Annotated in this window: 18 protein-coding genes and 1 pseudogene; 10 read left to right on the forward strand and 9 right to left on the reverse strand. The window is 70.6% G+C overall.

The features are described from left to right. Positions 1-52: 52 nt before the first annotated feature. From ACWEPL_RS09300 to ACWEPL_RS09325, 6 genes are all read left to right on the forward strand, one after another. Positions 53-436, forward strand: a complete 384-nt coding sequence (locus ACWEPL_RS09300; RefSeq protein WP_363985463.1) for a hypothetical protein — start codon at positions 53-55, stop codon at positions 434-436. A gap of 272 nt (positions 437-708) precedes the next feature. Next, entirely contained in the window at positions 709-1,461 is a 753-nt protein-coding gene (locus tag ACWEPL_RS09305; RefSeq protein WP_363985461.1) for a rod shape-determining protein, read from the forward strand. A 31-nt stretch (positions 1,462-1,492) separates the two neighbouring features. Further along, the gene (locus tag ACWEPL_RS09310) at positions 1,493-1,834 is read left to right on the forward strand and encodes a TraR/DksA family transcriptional regulator (RefSeq protein ID WP_363985459.1); all 342 of its coding nucleotides are present in this window, start codon (positions 1,493-1,495) and stop codon (positions 1,832-1,834) included. Positions 1,835-1,888: 54 nt separating this feature from the next. Next, complete coding sequence (locus ACWEPL_RS09315) at positions 1,889-3,436, forward strand: PucR family transcriptional regulator (protein WP_452435698.1); 1,548 nt, start codon at positions 1,889-1,891, stop codon at positions 3,434-3,436. Between the two features lie 120 nt (positions 3,437-3,556). Beyond that, a complete protein-coding gene (locus ACWEPL_RS09320) occupies positions 3,557-4,801 on the forward strand; it encodes an NAD(P)/FAD-dependent oxidoreductase (protein WP_452435699.1) in 1,245 nt (414 codons plus the stop codon). 191 nt (positions 4,802-4,992) lie between these two features. Continuing rightward, entirely contained in the window at positions 4,993-5,328 is a 336-nt protein-coding gene (locus ACWEPL_RS09325; RefSeq protein ID WP_363985453.1) for a hypothetical protein, read from the forward strand. Between the two features lie 137 nt (positions 5,329-5,465). On the opposite strand, the gene ACWEPL_RS09330 is transcribed toward ACWEPL_RS09325, so the two are convergent. Beyond that, positions 5,466-5,903 carry a winged helix-turn-helix transcriptional regulator gene (locus tag ACWEPL_RS09330; RefSeq protein WP_452435741.1) on the reverse strand — a complete coding sequence of 146 codons (438 nt, stop codon included), beginning with the start codon at positions 5,901-5,903 and terminating at the stop codon, positions 5,466-5,468. Positions 5,904-6,043: 140 nt separating this feature from the next. Here ACWEPL_RS09330 and ACWEPL_RS09335 point away from each other — a divergent pair, with 140 nt between their 5' ends. Beyond that, positions 6,044-6,916 (forward strand): aldo/keto reductase family oxidoreductase, encoded by an 873-nt coding sequence (locus ACWEPL_RS09335; RefSeq protein WP_452435700.1) that lies wholly within the window; start codon positions 6,044-6,046, stop codon positions 6,914-6,916. Positions 6,917-7,474: 558 nt separating this feature from the next. Further along, the gene (locus ACWEPL_RS09340; RefSeq protein ID WP_363985250.1) at positions 7,475-7,978 is read left to right on the forward strand and encodes an inclusion body family protein; all 504 of its coding nucleotides are present in this window, start codon (positions 7,475-7,477) and stop codon (positions 7,976-7,978) included. On the opposite strand, the gene ACWEPL_RS09345 is transcribed toward ACWEPL_RS09340, so the two are convergent. The 8 genes and pseudogenes from ACWEPL_RS09345 to ACWEPL_RS09380 all read right to left on the reverse strand — a co-directional run. Continuing rightward, positions 7,975-12,288, reverse strand: coding sequence for an nSTAND1 domain-containing NTPase (locus tag ACWEPL_RS09345; RefSeq protein WP_452435701.1), 4,314 nt, complete (start codon positions 12,286-12,288; stop codon positions 7,975-7,977). The genes ACWEPL_RS09340 and ACWEPL_RS09345 overlap by 4 nt on opposite strands. A 121-nt stretch (positions 12,289-12,409) precedes the next feature. Beyond that, positions 12,410-12,562, reverse strand: coding sequence for a hypothetical protein (locus tag ACWEPL_RS09350; RefSeq protein ID WP_452435702.1), 153 nt, complete (start codon positions 12,560-12,562; stop codon positions 12,410-12,412). A gap of 122 nt (positions 12,563-12,684) precedes the next feature. Next, positions 12,685-13,401 (reverse strand): hypothetical protein, encoded by a 717-nt coding sequence (locus tag ACWEPL_RS09355; RefSeq protein WP_452435703.1) that lies wholly within the window; start codon positions 13,399-13,401, stop codon positions 12,685-12,687. A gap of 71 nt (positions 13,402-13,472) precedes the next feature. After that, complete coding sequence (locus ACWEPL_RS09360; protein ID WP_452435704.1) at positions 13,473-14,120, reverse strand: hypothetical protein; 648 nt, start codon at positions 14,118-14,120, stop codon at positions 13,473-13,475. 263 nt (positions 14,121-14,383) lie between these two features. Beyond that, entirely contained in the window at positions 14,384-14,911 is a 528-nt protein-coding gene (locus ACWEPL_RS09365) for a hypothetical protein (RefSeq protein ID WP_452435705.1), read from the reverse strand. A gap of 203 nt (positions 14,912-15,114) precedes the next feature. After that, the gene (locus ACWEPL_RS09370; RefSeq protein ID WP_452435706.1) at positions 15,115-15,933 is read right to left on the reverse strand and encodes a hypothetical protein; all 819 of its coding nucleotides are present in this window, start codon (positions 15,931-15,933) and stop codon (positions 15,115-15,117) included. Positions 15,934-16,141: 208 nt separating this feature from the next. Next, a complete protein-coding gene (locus ACWEPL_RS09375; protein WP_452435707.1) occupies positions 16,142-16,306 on the reverse strand; it encodes a hypothetical protein in 165 nt (54 codons plus the stop codon). Positions 16,307-16,308: 2 nt separating this feature from the next. Further along, positions 16,309-16,548 (reverse strand): annotated as a pseudogene (locus ACWEPL_RS09380) (SDR family NAD(P)-dependent oxidoreductase); the annotation flags it as partial. A 172-nt stretch (positions 16,549-16,720) separates the two neighbouring features. Here ACWEPL_RS09380 and ACWEPL_RS09385 point away from each other — a divergent pair. Both ACWEPL_RS09385 and ACWEPL_RS09390 read left to right on the forward strand, forming a co-directional pair. Continuing rightward, a complete protein-coding gene (locus ACWEPL_RS09385) occupies positions 16,721-17,128 on the forward strand; it encodes a helix-turn-helix domain-containing protein (RefSeq protein ID WP_452435708.1) in 408 nt (135 codons plus the stop codon). Positions 17,129-17,280: 152 nt separating this feature from the next. Then, positions 17,281-18,258, forward strand: coding sequence for a hypothetical protein (locus tag ACWEPL_RS09390; RefSeq protein WP_452435709.1), 978 nt, complete (start codon positions 17,281-17,283; stop codon positions 18,256-18,258). Positions 18,259-18,286 lie beyond the last annotated feature (28 nt).

Consider the following 18,286-nt stretch of genomic DNA (forward strand, 5'->3'; position numbering starts at 1 on the left):
CCGGTGATGACCTGGCATGCCTTTTCCGGTGGTGTGGGCTATGGTCGGCCGTATGACGGGACCGTGGAGAACACCACAAGGGTCCATCGCGCTCGTCGGCGTGATGGCCCTGGTCCTGCTGTCCCTGGTGTCGCTGATGCTGACCAGCGCTTCGGGCAGAGCGAGCGGCGATCCCGTCGTCGTGCAGGGGTCGGCCTCCGGCCCGGCGTGGAGCCTGGGCGGAGGGGACGCCGACCTGTCCAGCCTGCCGCCGCAGGCGAGCGGCGTCCGCGAGCACCACGTACTGTCGCTGTGGCCGCCGATGCGCGGCCAACGCCACGGCGAGCTCGCCCATCTGGCGCTGCTGCCGTCACCGGGCTCGATCGTGGACACGTTCCGCGATCCTCAACAGCTGGCGCACCGCACCGCGGGATCGCGCAGCCCGCCGCTCACCTAGCCGACGTCTTCCCCGTTCGGCTCTGCGGCCACGCGCGCCGCGGAGTCTGACCGCGCGCCCGCGCCGTCTGTCGGCGCCGGGTCTCTGCGTGCCGTTGCGCCTGGAGACGTCTGATGACCGTCCCTATCGCAGGAGAAGTGACAGGGCCACCTGTCCCATGCCGCCTTTTCTCTCGACGTCAGCTAGGAGCTGATCATCGTCATGCCGTTTGTTGGATCTCTGTGGCTGGAGCGCTTGCGCGAGCCCGGCCCGATGGCACGTGGGAGCGCGGGATGAGCCCGATGCGGCGCCTGGTGGCGCTCGACCTGGGCACCGCGCGTACTCGATCGTTGAGCGGGCACGCCATCGCCGACCGGCCGTCGGCGATCATGAGGCGAGCTTCCGGCGTGGCGGATGTGGTGCGGCCCATCCGGCACGGCATGGTGGCCGACCCCGGCGCCTGCGTCCGGCTGGTGCGCCTGGTGTTGCAGGACACCCGGCTCTACGACGGCCGGCCGCCGGCGCGAGTCCTGGCCGGGGTGCCGATCGCGGCGTCGCCGGGCGATCGCCGGGCCGTCCACGCCGCGGTATCCGAGATCGCCGGGTGCGAGGTGACGCTGGTGGAGGAGCCGCTGGCCGCCGCCGTCGGGGTCGGCCTGGACGTCCTCGATCCCCAGCCCTGCCTGGTGCTGGACGTCGGGGCGGGCATCGTCGAGGTCGCGGCCATCGGTGCCGGGGCCGCCGTCGACGCGGCCTCCCTCCAGCTCGGCGCCACCACCGCCGAGGGGCTGCCGCCGTACGCGCTGGAAAGCGTCGTCGAGATGACGGCGGGCCTGCTACGCCGCCTGCCGGCCGCGTCGCGCTCCCGGGGCCTGGTGGTCACCGGCGGCGGCGCTCATCAGGAGCTGCTGCTGAGCCGCCTGCGCACCGCGCTGCGGCTGCGGATCAGCGTGGCACCCCAGCCGCAGCACGCCACCATCCGCGGCCTGATGCGCCTGTGCCTGCAGCCGGCCCTGGCCGAAGGCCTCGGCCTGCGCGCCCGCTGACGTATTCCGTTCGCAGAAAGGACCTTCCATCATGACCGACAACCACGAGACCTCACACCTCAGCAGCGTGCAGCTCCAGTCGCTGCGCCAGGACCTGCAGCAGCAGCTGGAGCAGCGCAGGCGGCACCTGGACGGGCTGCGGGTGCAGGAGCAGGAAGGCAGCGGCGCCGACGGCACGTGGCAGGAGCTGGTCATCTCGATCACCGCCGCCGAGCGCGCCGTCGCCGAGCTGTCCCAGGCCTACGACAGGCTGGTGGCCGGCACCTACGGCCGCTGCGCGCGCTGCCAGGCGGCCATCCCGTTCGAACGGCTCAAGGTCCGGCCGCTGGCCCGCAACTGCATCGACTGCCAGCGGCGGCACGAGGCCGCCTGACACCGCGGAAGGGAGCGGGGCAGCCCGCTCCCTTCCGCCGACCCGGAGTTGAACATGATCACATTGGACCGCCTGGTGAACGTGCTCGGCGGGTACGGCGTGCGGCTGTGCGGCAACCCCGAGGCGCGCTCGGCCTGGCTGCGCAGCGTCGCGATGCCCGATGCCACCGACCGCCACGCCGCCGGCGACCTGCTCCTGGCCGTCGGCACCACCTCGATCGCCGAGGCCGTGCAGTGGGCCGCCGCGTCCCGAGCCACAGCGGTCCTGGTCCGCCCCGCCGAAAGCGGCGCGGACGTCGAGCGGGACGCCGCCGCGCTCGGCGACCGGCACGGGGTGGCCGTCCTGCTGGCCGACCCCGCCGTCTCGTGGAGCCAGCTCGCCGGCGTGGTGTACGGGCTGGTGCTGGAGAGCCGTGAGACCGCCTCCGGACGCGGCCCGACCGACCTGTTCGCCCTGGCCGACAGCCTGGCCGACGTCATCGGCGGGGCGGTGACCATCGAGGACCGGCACTCGCGGGTGCTGGCCTACTCCCGTTCCCAGCAGGCAGGCGACCCGGCCCGGTTGGAGACCATCCTCGCCCGGCGCGTTCCCGACCGGCTGCGCGAGCTGTTCCAGGAGCAGGGGGTGTTCGCCCGGCTGGCTGCGACGGACGAGCCGGTGTTCGTCCCCGCCGATGCCGGGCACGGCCTGACCGGGCGGATGGCCGTGGCGGCGCGGGCCGGCCGCGAACTGCTCGGTTGGGTGTGGGTGACCTGCGAGCGCCCGCTGACCGGCGCCCATCTCCGCGCGCTGGCGGACGGCGCCCGCACCGTCGCGCTGCACCTGCTGCGTTCCCGGGCCAGCGCCGACCTGGAGCGGCAGGTGGAGTCGGACCTGGTCATCCGGCTGCTGGAGGGCAGCTCCGACGCCGAGACGGTGATCAGCCGGCTGGGCCTGGCGCCGCAGCCGATGCGGGTCATCGCCGTCCGCGCGCACACCGCCGATCGGCACGCCGCGCTGCTGCTGGCCTTCGAGCAGGCGACCACCGGATTCGGCTGGTCCAGGCCCGGCCGCAGCGCGCTGCTCGGCGACACGCTCTACACCATCATGCCGGCCGAGCAGGCCGACGCGGCCCGGCAGTGGATCATCGCCCTCCACCGCGAACTGCCCGCTCAGATGCACGTCGCGGCCGGGATCAGCGCACCCGCCGAGGTCGCGGAGCTGCCCGCCGCCCGCCAGGAAGCCGACGAGTGCCTGGCGCTGCACGAGAGCGCCAGGCCCGGCGCCGTCCCGCCCGCCTACGACGAGTCCTGGGACGACATTCTGCTGCGGCGGCTGCGCGCGGCGGCGCGTACCGGCCGGACTCCGGCCCGCGGGCCGGTGAGCACGCTGCTGCGGCACGACACCCGTCACGGTACGGGCTTCGTGGCCACGCTGCGGGCCTGGCTGATGAGCCAGGGCGACCTGGGCCTGGCCGCCGAGCAGCTTGGAGTCCATCCCAACACCGTGCGCAACCGGCTGCGCAAGATGGACGAGCTCGTTCCCCTGGACCTGAACGACGGTCGCAAGCGCCTCGCCATGATCATCATGTTGGCCGCCGTCGAGGACGAGCCCCGTCACTGACACGTTGTACCGGATCGACAACGGCGGCGCCGCGATTGTCGCCCGCCCACAATGCCGCAGGTCGCCGCCAGGGCCATGCTGACTGGGACACCCCGTCATTCGTCCCGTTGGAGGTTGGGCATGGTCGGCAACTGGCCGAGATCGGTGATCGTGGTGGGCGCGGGCATCGTGGGCCTGTCGACCGCCTGGTTCCTGCAGGAACGCGGCGTCCAGGTCGACGTGGTGGACCGCGGGGGAGTGGCGGCCGGCGCCTCCTGGGGCAACGCCGGATGGATCGCCCCCGGCCTGGCCATCCCGCTGAACGAGCCCGCCGTCCTGCGCTACGGCCTGCGCTCGCTGCTGAACCCGGCCGCGCCGCTGCACGTGCCCGCGAGCCTCGACCCGGGCCTGTGGCGGTTCCTGGCCGGGTTCGCCGCCAACAGCCACTGGCGGTCCTGGACCCGCGCCGCGCGGGCCAACGTGCCGCTCAACGACGAATGCATCGAGGCCTACGAGGTGCTCGCCGCCGACGGCGTGTCCGCCCCGGTCGTCGCGGCGCCGATCACGGCCGCGTTCCGTACGCCACGCCAGGCCCAGGGGCTGCTGCGCGAGCTGCGCAGGCTCCAGGCGGTCGGGCAGCGGGTCGATCACACCGTGCTGGACGGCGACCGGCTCAGCGAGCACGTCCCGCTCGCCGGCGACGCGCTCAGGGCAGGGGTACGGATCGACGGCCAGCGCTACGTCGACCCGGGCGCCTTCGTGCACGCTCTGGGCAAGGCCGTCATGCGACGTGGCGCGACCGTGTACGCGGTCGAGGTCGACGAGGTGCGTACCGATGACAGGAAGGTGGTCGTCCGCACGGCCAAGGGCACCGTCCTGTCCGCCGACGCGGTGGTGCTCGCCACCGGCGCGTGGCTGCCCCGGCTGGCCCGGGAGTGGGGCGTGCGCGTCCCGGTGCGGGCGGGCCGCGGTTACTCCTTCACCGTGCCGGTCGACCATCCCGTCCCCGGTCCCGTCTACCTGCCCGACGTACGTGTGGCGTGCACGCCGTACCAGGGCCGGCTGCGGGTGGCGGGCACCATGGAGTTCCGGGACCCGGACGCCCCGCAGGTGCCCGCCCGGCTGGAGGCCATCATCGCCTCCGCCCGTCCGCTGCTGCGGGGTGTGCGCTGGGAGGAGCGGACCGACCTCTGGGTGGGGCCCCGCCCCGTCACTTCGGACGGACGGCCGCTCATCGGCGCGACGGTGGCTCCCACCGTCTACGTGGCGGGCGGGCACGGCATGTGGGGCATGGCCCACGGCCCGATCACGGGACGGCTGCTGGCCGAACAGATCACCACCGGCAAGCAGCCCGCCGCCCTGGCCGAATTCGACCCCCTCCGCTGACCCACGGCAGCGCCGCCGAGCCTGACGGAGACGTTCCCCAGGAGCCGCGTGAGACAGCTATTGCATAGGAAGCTTTCCTATTTAATACTGCGATCAACGCAGCGTATCGCGGCGCGCGATGCTCCATCGCGCTCCTGCTGCACGTGACGCCCTGTCTCACCGGCTCGGCGACTTACTGCCCGGAGGTCCTCGTGGTTCGTCGTGTCCCTGCCCTCCTCACCGTCATGCTCGCCGCGCTCGGCGCGCTGTCCATCTCCGCCGCGCCGGCGCAGGCGGCAGACGTGGAGGTGACCTACAGCCCGATCTCGCTCGGCGACTACTGCTCCGCCAGGGTCAATTCCTCCTCCACCATCGGCTTCTACAACGGCGGCCTGAGCTGCTACCGCTGGAGCAGCGGCGGCTCCGGCATGACCTACACCGGCAGCGGAAGCGCCTCCGCCGCGTGCGCATACTTCAACCCCACCTACACCTACCTCGGCTCTGCCCAGGGCGCCAGCCAGGCGCTGATCTGCAGGTACTCGGTCTGACCTAAGCCGATGCCGCCGCGCGGGCGAGGTCCGTCCGCGCGGTCGTCGCCGCAGCGAGGGCTTTCGTCGTGCACGGCCAGGACGTCCATCGTCGTCCCCGTCGCCGCTGAAGGTCGCGCCGCTGAAAGGGTGAGTCGTCAGGAGGTGCGAGCGTCGTAGTTCTCGCGGTTTGCGAGGACCTCGGCCATGTGCGTCTGCGCCCAGTTTCTGAGCCCGCGCGTCATGTGGTGGAGCGAGAGGCCGAGGTCGGTCAGCTCGTAGGAGACGGTGACAGGGACGGTTGGCGTCACGGTACGGGTGAGCAGACCATCGTGTTCCAGCGACCGTAGCGTCTGGGTCAGCATCTTCTGGCTGACCCCGGCCAGAAGCCGAGAGATCTCGGAGTAACGCATCGCCTTCGGAGCGTCCGCGTGTGCCGCACCGGGCCGGCGAGGGCTGTTGTCGCCGCCCAGCGCGCACAGGATCAGGACGACCCACTTGTCCGAGATCCGGTCGAGCAGCTGCCGGCTGGGGCACTCTGCCAGGAACGCGTTGTACTCCACCTTGGCCTGAGTCCTCTTCTGGGCCGCCTTCATCGTCGTCACTGATCGCACCTCTCACCGATGGGTGGGTTACGCACTCCAAAGTGCCTACTTCCTGACAGGAGGTTTCTCTCCAATGCTGATGCAGGGAGGCAGAAGGCGCCACCCCCAAGTGCACGACGAAAGGCAACAAGATGAGCACGCTCTCCCTCTCTCTTCCCGGCGGCACTTGGACTCTGAGTGACCTGAGTGTCACCCGGTTCGGCTACGGCGCCCTGCAACTGGCCGGCCCGTGGGTCATGGGGCCGCCCGCCGATCGCGACGGTGCCCTGGCCGTTCTGCGCGAAGCGGTCGACCTCGGTATCACTCACATCGACACCAGCGACGCCTACGGGCCGCGCGTCACCAACGAGTTGATCCGCGAGGCACTGCACCCCTATCCCGAGTCGCTGCACATCGTGACCAAGGTGGGCGCGACCCGCGACGAACAGGGTGGCTGGCCTCCGGCCCGGCGACCCGAAGATCTGCGCCGCCAGGTCCACGACAACCTCAAGTCCCTCGGGCTCGACGTGCTCGACCTGGTCAACCTCCGGCTCGGCAACGCCGCAGGTCCCCAGTCCGGCTCGCTCGCCGAGGCGTTCGAGACGCTCGTCGAACTCCAGCGGCAGGGCCTGATCCGCCACCTCGGGGTCAGCAACGCCACCGGGGAGCAGGTCACCGAGGCACAGAGCATCGCGCCGATCGTGTGCGTGCAGAACATGTACAACCTCGCCCACCGCCACGACGACAAGCTCATCGACCGGCTCGCCACCGACGGCGTCGCGTACGTGCCCTTCTTCCCCCTCGGGGGCTTCACCCCGCTTCAGTCCTCGGCGCTCTCGGCGGTCGCCGCTCGACTGGAGGCGACACCGATGTCCGTCGCACTGGCCTGGCTGCTGCAGCGATCACCGAACATCCTGCTCATCCCCGGCACGTCATCCACGGCACACCTGCGCGAGAACATCGCCGGCGCGGGACTCTCCCTCTCTCATGAGGACTTGACCGAGCTGGACGACATCAGCCGCTGAATGCCCCAGAGCTGAACGGCCCACAAGCCACGACCGAAGCCACGATTCAAGTTCCGGCCCCGGTCGCCTTCGCGCGACCGGGGCCGAAGCAGGACGATTCGCCCTCGCCTGGATGACTTCAGATCATCAACCGTCGGGGAGCGGCGGTGGCAGGCGTCCTGAGCGCGTTGAGCCGGATCATCACGCTCGGCCGGACACTGAACAAGTGAGCCAAACCGGCGGCTTGGATTGCGAAGAGCCGTTTTGCCCTAACCGCCACTGCGCGATATGTGATCAAGCCGGAAGCGCGCATTTCAGTAATGCACACCTGTCTTGTCTGCCACATTTGGGCGGGGGGACGGCGCGCCCTTCTGGCCCGCTGGGGACGTATTCCGGCTGCTCATCCCCTCAGCGCTAAGCGTTACGGGATAACCCGAATTTATTTGGGTTACATTATGCATCCTTGACAGCACTCAATGTCAAAGATCATGGTGGAGGCATTCGCCCGGCGGCCTTCAAGTCGTGATTGAGGTCTGGGCACGGTCTGTTTTCGTCGGATACGACAGGGGGAATTTCTGCATGTCAGAATTCATCAACGTCCTCATCGCCATCGACGCGGAAACCATTCTCGGAAGGTTCGGCAAGAACACCGATCCGAACGGCCCGACATCGATCCCCGACAGCAGCAACCTGATCTACATGACCACCCGGCAGAACCAACTCGGCGGCGCTCCGGGCAGCGAGTTGACAATCAACGCCTCGCCTATGGACATCATCAGGTGGCGCGAGACGACACTATCCCTGAACTCCGAGTACACCGGCATCCTCTACAGGTTCAACACCCTGGCCGGACAGGACCTGATCAGCACCCCCGTACCAAGGTCGGTGATGCTCAGCGAGCCGCAGCCGAACAGCCAGGACCCGCTGAATCCCACCACCCAGAGAATCAACAGCTATTACTGGGAGTGCGAGGTCCTGGACACGGGGACGGTCACCTACAACTTCAGCTTCATGATTCTCAACCACAAGGGTGAGAAGCAGGGTTACTACTGCTGGGACCCCTTCATCAATATTCAGCCCTAGGGGCCGGCGCACACCGGCTCGTACGCTCTGCCCGGCACGTACAGGCCCCATTCCTGCCGGGTGAGCGCCCGCTGGGCCAAGGCGCAGGCGTTCTCCACGCTCACGGCGGGCAAAGCCACGTTCCAGAGCCGGATCGTCTTGTCGTAGCCGGTGCTCACCAGCGTGCGACCGTCGGGGGTGAAGGCCACTGCGGAGACGTCCTCGCGATGGCCGGTCAGCGGGCGGCCGAGCTGCCGCCCGGTGGCGACGTCCCAGAGCCGGATCGTCCGGTCGCGGCCGGCGCTGGCGAGCAGCCGGGCATCGGGGGAGAAGGCCACCATCCAGACCGTGTCGGTGTGTCCGACCAGTGGCTGCCCGAGTTGTCGTCCGGTGGTCACGTCCCACAGCCGGATCGTCCGGTCGGCGCTCGCGCTGACGAGGAGGCGGCCGTCCGGGCTGAAGGCGACGTGCTCGACGGCGCCGGTGTGGCCGCGCAGCGGGGTGGCCTTGTCGCTGCGTGTGCGCGGATCGAAGAGCCTGATGGTCCCGTCGTCCATGCCGATGGCGAGTGTGGCGTCCTTGGCGGCGAAGGCCAGGGACGAGGCTTGGACGCCGGTCACCGGCGTGCCCGTCTGCCGGTGCGCGCGCACGTCCCAGAACCGTAAGGTGTCGTCGAATCCGGTGCTGGCGAGCGTCGCGCCGTCGGGGCTGAACGCCAGCGCCAGCACCCAGTTGTCGAGGTGCGCGGCATGGCCGAGCAGCGGTTCCCCGATCTTGCGCCGCGTGGCGACGTCCCACAGCAGGATCGCCCCGTTGCTCTGTCCGGTGGCGAGCACTTTGCCATCGGGGCTGAAGGCGACCGGGCCGTGCTCGCCCATCTCACCGGCCGACAGGGGCCCGCCAAGCCGGTCGCGCGCGGCCAGGTTCCACAGGAAGGCGCCGGGCACGCTCGACGTGGCCAGCGTGCTCCCGTCGGGGCTGAGCGCCATGCCGTAGACGGTGCCCGTGCCCCGCTTGGTGACAGGTCTGCCGGCCTGCCGGCCGCGCAGGAGGTCCCACACGCGGACGGTGCCGTCCACACCGGCGCTCGCCAGCCGCGTCCCGTCCGGGGAGAACGTCACGTCCTGGGGCGTGCCGGTGTGGCCCACGAGGGGCGTCCCCACCTGCTCGCGGGTGAGGGTGTCGTACAGGACGACAGTGCCGCCGCCACCGTCGGCGGCCAGGAGCGTGCCGTCCGGGCTGACGGCCAGAGCGGCGCCGGGCCCCTTGAGCGGGGCGCCGATCCGCGCGTGGGTGGCGGTGTCCCACCAGCGCACGGTGTCGTCGCTGTCGACGCTCAGCAGTCTGGTTCCGTCGGGGGTGAAGGCCACCTTCCACGCCTCGATGTTCCCCGTACGGGTCACCGGGCTGGGCCTGATCTCGCGGTGCCGGGCCACGTCCCAGAACAGCACCTGCCCGCGCGTGCCGGCAGTGGCGAGCGTCCTGCCGTCCGGGCTGAAGGTGACGTCCTCGGCCTGGTCGGCCCCGAAGCCCCCGATCCGCCGGCGGGTGGCGACGTCCCACAGGTACAGCGTGCCGTCCCCTCCTGCGGCGGCGAGCGTGGCGCCGTCCCGGCTGATGGCCAGAGCCTCGAAGGGCGTGGTGGTGCCATCGGTGAACCCGGGGACGGCGATCGGATCGCCGGAGGGGCGCCGGGTGACGACATCCCAGATCCGGATCGCGCCCCCGTCGGCCTGCTCCGTGCGGCTCGCGCCGAACAGCAGCCGGCCGTCCCGGCTGAAGGCCAGCCCCGTCGCCCATTCCCCAGGCCCGGTGGTGAAGCGCGCGGCCTGGCGGCCCGTCGCGGTGTCCCACAGCCGGACGGTGCCGTCGCGCCCCGCCGACGCCAGGAGCCTGCCGTCGGGCGCGAACGCCACCTCGTCCACCACCCCCGTGTGGCCGGTGAACACGGAGCGGGCCGGGTTGAGCAGGGCCGCGGTCATGGCCGCGCGGGCCTCCGGCGTGTCCCTCATCCTCCGGGCCGCCACCGCCAGCAGCCGCGACAGCGCCGGGTCGGTCTCGCCGAGCTCCAGGCTGCGGCCCGCCAGCTCGCGCGAGCGCGCGGCGTCTTCCTGCGCGCCGGCCTCGGCGGCGCGGTTCGCGGCGACGCCCGCCCCGACCACCGACGTCAGGAACAGGATCACCAGCGCGGCCAGACCCGCGCGGCGGAAGCGGGTGGCCCGCCTCTCCAGCCGGTCGCTCTCGCGCAGGAACACACGCTGTGCCCCGGTCAGCGCGGGACCGCGCACGGGGTCCGCCTCCCAGCGCGGGAACACCTCTCGCAGCGCCGCCAGCCGGGTACCGCGGTAGAGGAATTCCGGGTCGCGCTTCCTCGCCTCCCAGTCGGCGACTCCGTCCAGGAACTGGCGGAACAGCACGTGGTCGCCGCGGCCCTCGTCGAGCCACTTCTTGAGCTTGGGCCACTCCTCCAGCAGCGCGTCGTGGGCGATCTCCACCGCGCCGTGCGCGTCGCCGCTCCGGCCGTCACCCGGGTCGCCGCTCCGGATCAGGAGCCGGCGCTCGGTGAACGCCTCCAGCACCGCTTCGACGTCGTCCGTGCCGCCCGCCGGACGCCTGCCGACCAGCTCGTCGCGCGCAACGCGGCGGCGCACGGGCCGCCCGTCGGGTCCGATGACGGCCAGCCTCAGGAAGATCTCCCGCGCGACCTGACGCCGTTCGGCGGAAAGGCTTTCGTACACCTCGTCGGCGGCCGACTCCACGGCGTGGGCGATCCCGCCGACCTCGCCGTACGCCTGGCTCGTCAGCGTGCCGCCCGCGCACTTCTCCCAGGTGAGCAGCATCGCGTGCGACAGCAGGGGCAGCGCGCCCGTGCCGTAGGCGGCCTCGCCGGTCCGCGAGCGCAGGTCATGCAGCACGTCGTCGACCAGCGCCGGCTCGACCTGGACCCCGGCCGCCGTGGCCGGTCCCGTGATGGCGCGGCGCAGGTCGGACTCCGTCATGGGGCCCAGCGTGTACTGCCCGCCGTCCAGCGCCTCGGCCAGCACGGGATGGGCGTTGCACTCGGTGGCGAAGTCGCCGCGCACGCCCAGGACCACGAGCGCGGCCGAGCGGGCCGCCGCCACCAGGGCGGTGGCGAACGCCTCCCGTTCCTCCCGCCCGGCCAGGAGGAACACCTCCTCGAACTGGTCCACGACGAGGACGAGCCGGCCCGGGTCGCGGCGCTTCAGCCGCTCGGCCTCGGCCAGTACGGCGTGCCGCACGGTCAGGTGCGCGTCCTGAGGGTTGGCTCCCAGCGAGCGGCGCACCGCCCCGGCCTCCAGTTGACCGAGATGGCTCAGCCGGACCGCCAGTTCGTCGAGCGGGTGCTCTCCCGGCGTCATCAGTTCCTGCGGCCAGTGCTCGCTGCCGGGCGCGCCGGGCAGCAGGCCGCGGGAGATCGCGGGCCGCAGCCCGGCCCGCAGCAGCGAGGACTTGCCCGCTCCTGACGCTCCGGCCACCATGACCAGGCCCGACCCGGTCAGGCGCTCCGCCAGCCGGCCGAGCAGCCGGGCGGTGTCCCGCTCACGGCCGTGGAAGATCGGCGCGTGCTCCCGTTCGAACGGCCACAGGCCCCGGTACGGCGCCAGCCCGGCACGCCAGCGGGGACCGGGTGCCCCCTCCGGCCGCGGGGCGTCCAGGCGCCCGTTGAGCAGCGACAGCTCTTCGAGGATCCGGATCGAATGCTCGTACTGCCTGAGCATGAGATCGCGGTCGCTCCGGGCCCGCGCCTCCTCGTGGTGCCGTACCCGCAGAAGCTCCGACACCTTGCGCGACATGTCCTCCAGAAGCAGGCGGAACTCGGCGAAGTCGCCGCTCAGCTCGCCGAACGCCTCGGTGAGGCGCTCCTGGATCCGGCGGTCGCCGCTGACGAGGGCCGCCTCGATGGCGGTGCCCGCCGCGTCCACCCGGTGCAGCACCGCCGCCATCGCGCGCCGCAGCTCGGCGGCGCCCTCCCCGCCTTCCTCCAGGCTTGCGAGGAGCCGGGCGACGACCTCGGCCTCGAGCTCCTCCTGCGTGGGAGGACGGCCGGAGGTACGCCGCCGCAGCGCGTCCGCCGCCTTGATCAGCACGTCGGCGAGCACGTTGCCGCCCACCCCGCCGAGCACGTCGGCCCCGGCGGCGAGCAGGTTGCCGGACGTCAGCGGGATGAGGGCGCACGCGCACAGCGTCACCACGATCCCGTGCGGCGACAGCTTCAGCAGGCCGCCGCCCATGCGCCGCACCACGTCGGCGATCCGTTCCCGGGCCGCGCGTGCCTGCTGGGCTCCGGGCTCCTCCCCGGTCGGCTCCATGCGCGCTCCCGTCCGTCCGCGAAGGCACCCTGCCGTACCGGTTCATCGCCGACGGCGGGCTCGCCGCTACGTCCGGCACGGGCGGGCTGCAGGCGAATCCTGATCAGCCGCGTCGGCGCGCTCAGCGAGGGATGAAGCCGCGGTAGACGACGCGCCGACGCCGGAGCACCGGCCACTGCCGGTCCTTGATACCGCTCAGCGCGAGGACGGTCATCGCACCGGCGAGGAAGGTGCCCACGATGACGCTCATGACCAACATGAAGGCGATCTCCACAATAATCCCCTCGTCAACAGTTGAAATCTGAACTTGATGGCGTGAACAGCGCCCCTCCCCGCTCTATTCCGCGAGGTCTGCGACGCTGAACCTCGAGCTTGCGACGTCGAAGCTTCAGCGGCTCAAGGTGCGCTCTGATCGTGGGTCTCGCCATGATCGGTGTCCGGCGCCATGGTCTGGATACGCGCCTCCGCCACCTGCCGCATGATGCGGTGGGCCCCGCACGCCTCGGCGGTGGCGTACGCCTCTGCGGCCAGCGCCACCGCGTCGTCCCGTCGCCCCTGCGCGGCGGCGATGTAGATCAGCCCTACCTGGTTGGCGGCGACGGCGGCCGGCAGCCCGAGCTCCCGGCATAGCCGTACCGATGCCTCCAGATGCTGCCGGGCGGCGTCCAGCCGGCCCGCGGCATGGTCCGCGATCCCCAGGTGCCGGAGCGCTTCCCACTGGGTGTATCGGTCGCCTGCCGCAGTGGCCAGGTCGTACGACTGCTCAAGGAGGGGAATGGCGCGGTCGGGGTCGCTCCGTACGACCTGGTGGAAACAGCCCTCCCAGAACACCGAACCCGCCTGGCCCGCCGCATCACCCAGCGTCCGGTACAGGTGTGTCGCACGCTCGAACAGCGCCAGCTCCCGTGGGTCCTCGCGCCGGTCGTCGAGGAACCGCGCGTGCAAGATCCGTCCCCGGGCCAAAGCGAGATCGGCTTCGACCTTGTCCAGCTCCCGCTCCGCCGCGGCCGGCTCACCGACATCGCCGACGAAGACAGGGTGCTCATAGGACAGCTTGGCCTTCTCGATATGTCCCTCCATGCCTGCCCCGCTATGCCCCTCGTTGCGGTCCATGAGACCGTACGCCGGCGATCTCAACAAGCACTCAGACCCATCCAACCCTGCTCATGGCCATGTGTGCGGGGTCATTCGTCGTCTGGATCCGCCGGCGCCGCGGTCGGTGCGATCTGCAACGGTGCAGCAGCCCCGCCGGCGATCTCGCGCCCCTGATTCAGTGTGTAGTCAAGCTGCCTGGCCAGGAGCGGGAGGGTCGCCGGAGGTAGATACGCATCGGCGCCGGCGTCGAGGAGGCGTCGGACCGGGCCGTGATACTGAACTCCGAGTTCGTGGTCCTCGATTTCGGTGACGACGACGCGAGCTTTCGGGAACATCGATCGGAGCGCCGCGATCAGCTGCGGGCTGCCTGGAGGTACCAGCAGCACATCGGTTGTCGTGGGAGCCGCATGCATGTCGAGCACTACGTAGTCCGCCCCGAGCTGGGTCGACAGCGCAACCCGGGCCGCGGTCGACAGCTCCATCGCGGTGGCCACGACCGTCACGCTCTCGTAGTCGATCGGTGCTTGATCGTTGGCCTCGTCCGGCGCGTCGCGATCGACGATGGCGCCTTGGACCACGTCGATGGTGCTGGAGATTGTCGCTATCGACGCGCCGTCACGCGTGACGACCACGTTCTCGCCAGGCTCGAGGGCGTCGATGAGCGCCACGACATCTTCGGGAAGGCGGGCCACGTCGATTCGCTGCGCCGAGCGTGGGGCGCGTTTGCGGATCACCATGCCTGGGACGCGCTCACGGCTGCGTAGGCACCCTGCGTCATGAGCAGCCCCGGTCGCCTGTCGACATGGCCGCTGCCCCGGAGGCGCCGTTCAACCCGATGATCACATGAATCCCTTCAGATACCGTGACCTTGTTGGATGCCACTGAACGCTCATTGGTTCGAGCCGCGCCGGAGATTCCTTCATCGACCCGCTGGTACTCCGCACGGACAAAGATCGCGGCGTAGGGCCAACTGTCCCGTGCCACCGAAGCCGGACCGGTGTCACCGATGCCCGATGGAACCGAGCCAGGTCGCAGACGAGGACGCCGTGGTGAAGCGGATCACCTGCAAGGGAGCAAAGCGTGGGTCATCGATGCGCTGCTGTATGTCCGCTCGTCGCGCCGCGTGCTGGGACCATGCCCACCATGCGGGGTGATCTCGCCGGAACCATTCCGCCACGGTCTCGCGGTTCCCGTTGAAGATTGATTCGCGGAGAAGTGTCCTGCGCAGTGACCGCCGCAGGATCCGAGGCATGATGACCCGCCGTGGGTAGTCCAGCCATACGACGGTGTCGGCGCGTTCCCATAGCAAGTCACGGACCTCTGGGTAGCCGAACGAGTCGAAGACCCAGGCCGGTGAGTTGGCGATCTCTGCGACCTGAGCGGGAAACCGCTCGTTCACGGCCCAACCGGGACCGGCGAAGTACAGGGCGTCCATCTCGTGATAGGACACGGCGAGTTGGCTGCTCAGGGCCCGTGCCATGGTGGATTTACCCGCCCCGCTGATGCCAACTACGAGGATGCGCTGCATCCATGCAGGCTAAGCCCTGGGGACTGCGGCGGAACGCGAGGGGACATCCGTACGATCGCGACGACCGGACTTCGATGGCACACGGCCGACCGGGCCCGCAGGCGGAGACCGGCCGCCAGGCTGCCGTGCGCGCTGGGTCACGCCGATACGCGTACCAGCGGATGGAGTCTGCGGCGGGCGCCCCGCGGGACGCCCGCCGGGGCTCACACGCTCCTGGCGCCGATGCGCCTGATCCAGTGCTGGCAGTAGACGCAGGCGCCGCGGTCCTTCCAGCCCGGCGAGGTCTCCTTACCGCCCCACTTGCCTCCCGGGTGCCACACCCGGGCATGGAAGACGAAGGTGTCCCCGGGGATCTTCTCGACCGAGCTGATGCCGGCGCCGGGGCCGTTCAACCAGCGCTTGAGCGCGTCCACCTCGGCGCAGGACTCCGGCGGCCACCTCTCCGACTGCGTGATGCCGCTGACCAGTGCGGTGATGAGGGGGGTGGTCGCGTATTGGTGCATGTCCTGGCCGCTGAAACCCTCGTAGGTCACCCCGGGCGAGCCGATCACGGCCAAGCCGCAGACGACTCGTCCCACCGGTGTCTCGCTCGCTCTGCTGCTCAGCAGCCCCGCGCGGTATCGATCGCAGATGCCCGTGGCCGTGGAACGGGCCGCGTTCTCGGCGTCCCTGATCTTCCTCGCTTCGACCTCGACCCGCTGGCGCTCCCGCTCGGCGCTGTCCTTGCGGGCCTGGTCGTCGACGTAGATCTGCCACGCTCCGTTGTCGCCGTAGGCGTCCAGCCACTGCTGGAACTGGGTGATCGCGGCGCCTGGGGTCATCTCGTTCAGGCCGACCCTGCTCTCGTAGGTCGTGAGCTTGCTCCTCAGGGCGGTCATCGTGTCCAGGCTGAAGCCCGACCTCGGGGTGTGGCCGGAACAGAGGGCGCTGACCTGCACCTTTCGTTGGAAGAACCACACCTTTACGGTGTCGCGATCGGCGGTGGCGGCGGGAAGGGGGGTGAAGAACTGATAGGGCTCCATCGACCTCGTCCTCGTGCCGGACCGTTCCAAAAACGGTCGGGTCAGCAAAACGTACGCCCCGCGCGAGCGCCCGCAAATAGTGCCGCGGTAAGGGCCGCCCGCAACAGGACCTATTGAGGAGGCCGCAGGACCGGGGGCGAGGTGTCGATGCCCTGGCACCGGAAGAGCATGATCGTGAGCGGTCACGATCATGTCCAGGCGTACGGGGCTACCAGGCGGCTGCGCCGTTCAGGCCGGTGGCGAACAGGGCGCCCGAGTACTGCCCGGTAGGCGCGTCGGCGGCCAGGGTGGCGAGAGTGATCACGACCGAGACGCCGTCGTCGGCGGAGCGGAGGCCGGTGTGGTCGTTGAGGCCGGTTGCGCAATATAACACGTTCACACCTGCCGCATATCGGCGCGGGTGGTCTGGCTGGGGGCGGGGTTGGGCTCGGCGATGCCGGCGTTGTTGACCAGCACGTCCAGGTGTTCGATCTCGTTCTCGACCTGGCGTGCGGCGGCGGCGATGGAGGCGTCGTCGGTGACGTCCAAGGCCGGCGGGCGGGCGTCGATGCCGTCCGTGGTGAGGGCGGCGACGGCGTGGGCGCCGCGGCCTGCGTCTCGGGCGCCTACGAGTACGGTGAATCCGAGCCGGCCCTCAGCCGGTTGGGCAGGGCGCGGTTATGCAGGTAATGGCAGGGCCTGCCTTAACGGTCCAGGTAGTACATAGCGTGAAGCGCATGGATCCGAAACGTGAGCTGCGCGAATTCCTGATGTCGCGCCGCGCCCGCCTGACCCCGGGGAGGCGGGGGTGCTGCACTACGGGATGCGCGCACGCCGGGTGCCGGGACTGCGGCGCGACGAGGTCGCCAGGCTCGCCGGGGTGAGCGTGGACTACTACACGCGCCTTGAACGCGGGCAGGTCGCCGGGGCGTCGGACTCGGTGCTGGACGCGCTCGCCCGGGCGCTGCGGCTGGACGGCGCAGAACGGGAACACCTGACGGACCTGGCCCGCGCGATCCGGCCCGGCACGAAACGCCGAACCCGCGCGGCAGCCGCGCCCGTACGAGCGAGCCTGCTGAGCACCGCCCCGATCATCGGCGCCACCCGCCCCGAGCACCTCGCCGACGCGGTCGCCGCCCTCGACATCGACCTCACCGCTGACGAGGCCCACCTCCTGGAAACCCCGTACACGCCTCGTACCCCGTCCGGATACTGACGGCAGCCGGACCGATGGCCCCTCCGCCGGCGTCAACGGCGGGGTCGTCTTCAAGACCGTCGAGCTGCCAAGGTCCTTGGGAGGAGACGTTCCAGCTCGTGTTGCGGCTCTACGGCCGCTTGCGCTATTGATCACGGATGTCGTTGATAAGGGTGATCCGGACGGTCGTTGATCTGCTCGACAAGACGTCGCGGATGCGGCTGGGAAGGTCCTGGGACGACCCGGCGCTGGAGCAGGTCCTGCCGCAGGTGAAAGCCGGGCGACTGGAGCCCGGCCTGGAACTGATCAACCAGGCCCGCGGCGACAACGAACTGCGGGCACTCCGCGTCGAACAGCTGGCGATCGCCGGCGCCTCGCACACCGAGTCGTTGGGCCGGTTGGCTGGAGACAACGCCGACGGTCTGCTCTGGCTCGGCGCCGCGCGGATCGAGCAGGCGTGGGCGATTCGCGGTGCCTTCCGGGCCCCGTACGTGGGGGAGGAGCGCTTCGCCCGTTTCTGGGAGGTGCTGGCGAGCGCGGCCGGGCCGCTGGAGCAGGCGGCGGAGGCGCTGCCGGACGATCCTGTGCCGTGGGACCGGCTGCAGTGGCATGGGATCGGCATGCAGAGCGGCAGAGAGGAGCTCGACCGTGTCTGGAAGGAGCTGACCGCTCGTGATCCGCACCTGTACCTCGGGCATTACAGCCGCGTCCAGGCACTGTGCGCGAAATGGTACGGCTCCGACGAAGAGCTGCTCGCCTTCGTTCGGGGTGTGACGGCATCGGCGCGTGCGGGCGACCCGGTGACGGCCATGCTGCCGCTGGCGCACTTCGAGATCGTGTGGAATGAGATCGACGAGACCGAGCAATCCGCTCAGGACATCCTGGAGGCCTACTTCGGCAACTCCGACGTGGCGGACCCGCTGATCGAGGCGGCCGACAAGTGGCGTGACGGCAACCGGCCGCATCCGCGTGCCTTGGACGCCATGCACCTGTTCGGTGCCGCGTTCTACTTCGGCGGGCACCTCACCCGCGCGCAGCGCCTGCTGGCGGGTGCGGGCAGGCGCGTGCCGGCAATCCTGCCGTGGTCGGCGGCGTCTCTCATGCCAGGACGCCGCTACGCCCGGGCGCGCCGGAACCTGGGGCTTTCCTAGGCGGGCCCGGTCTTCGACGTAACCGGCC

It is taken from the genome of Nonomuraea sp. NPDC004186, assembly GCF_053603495.1.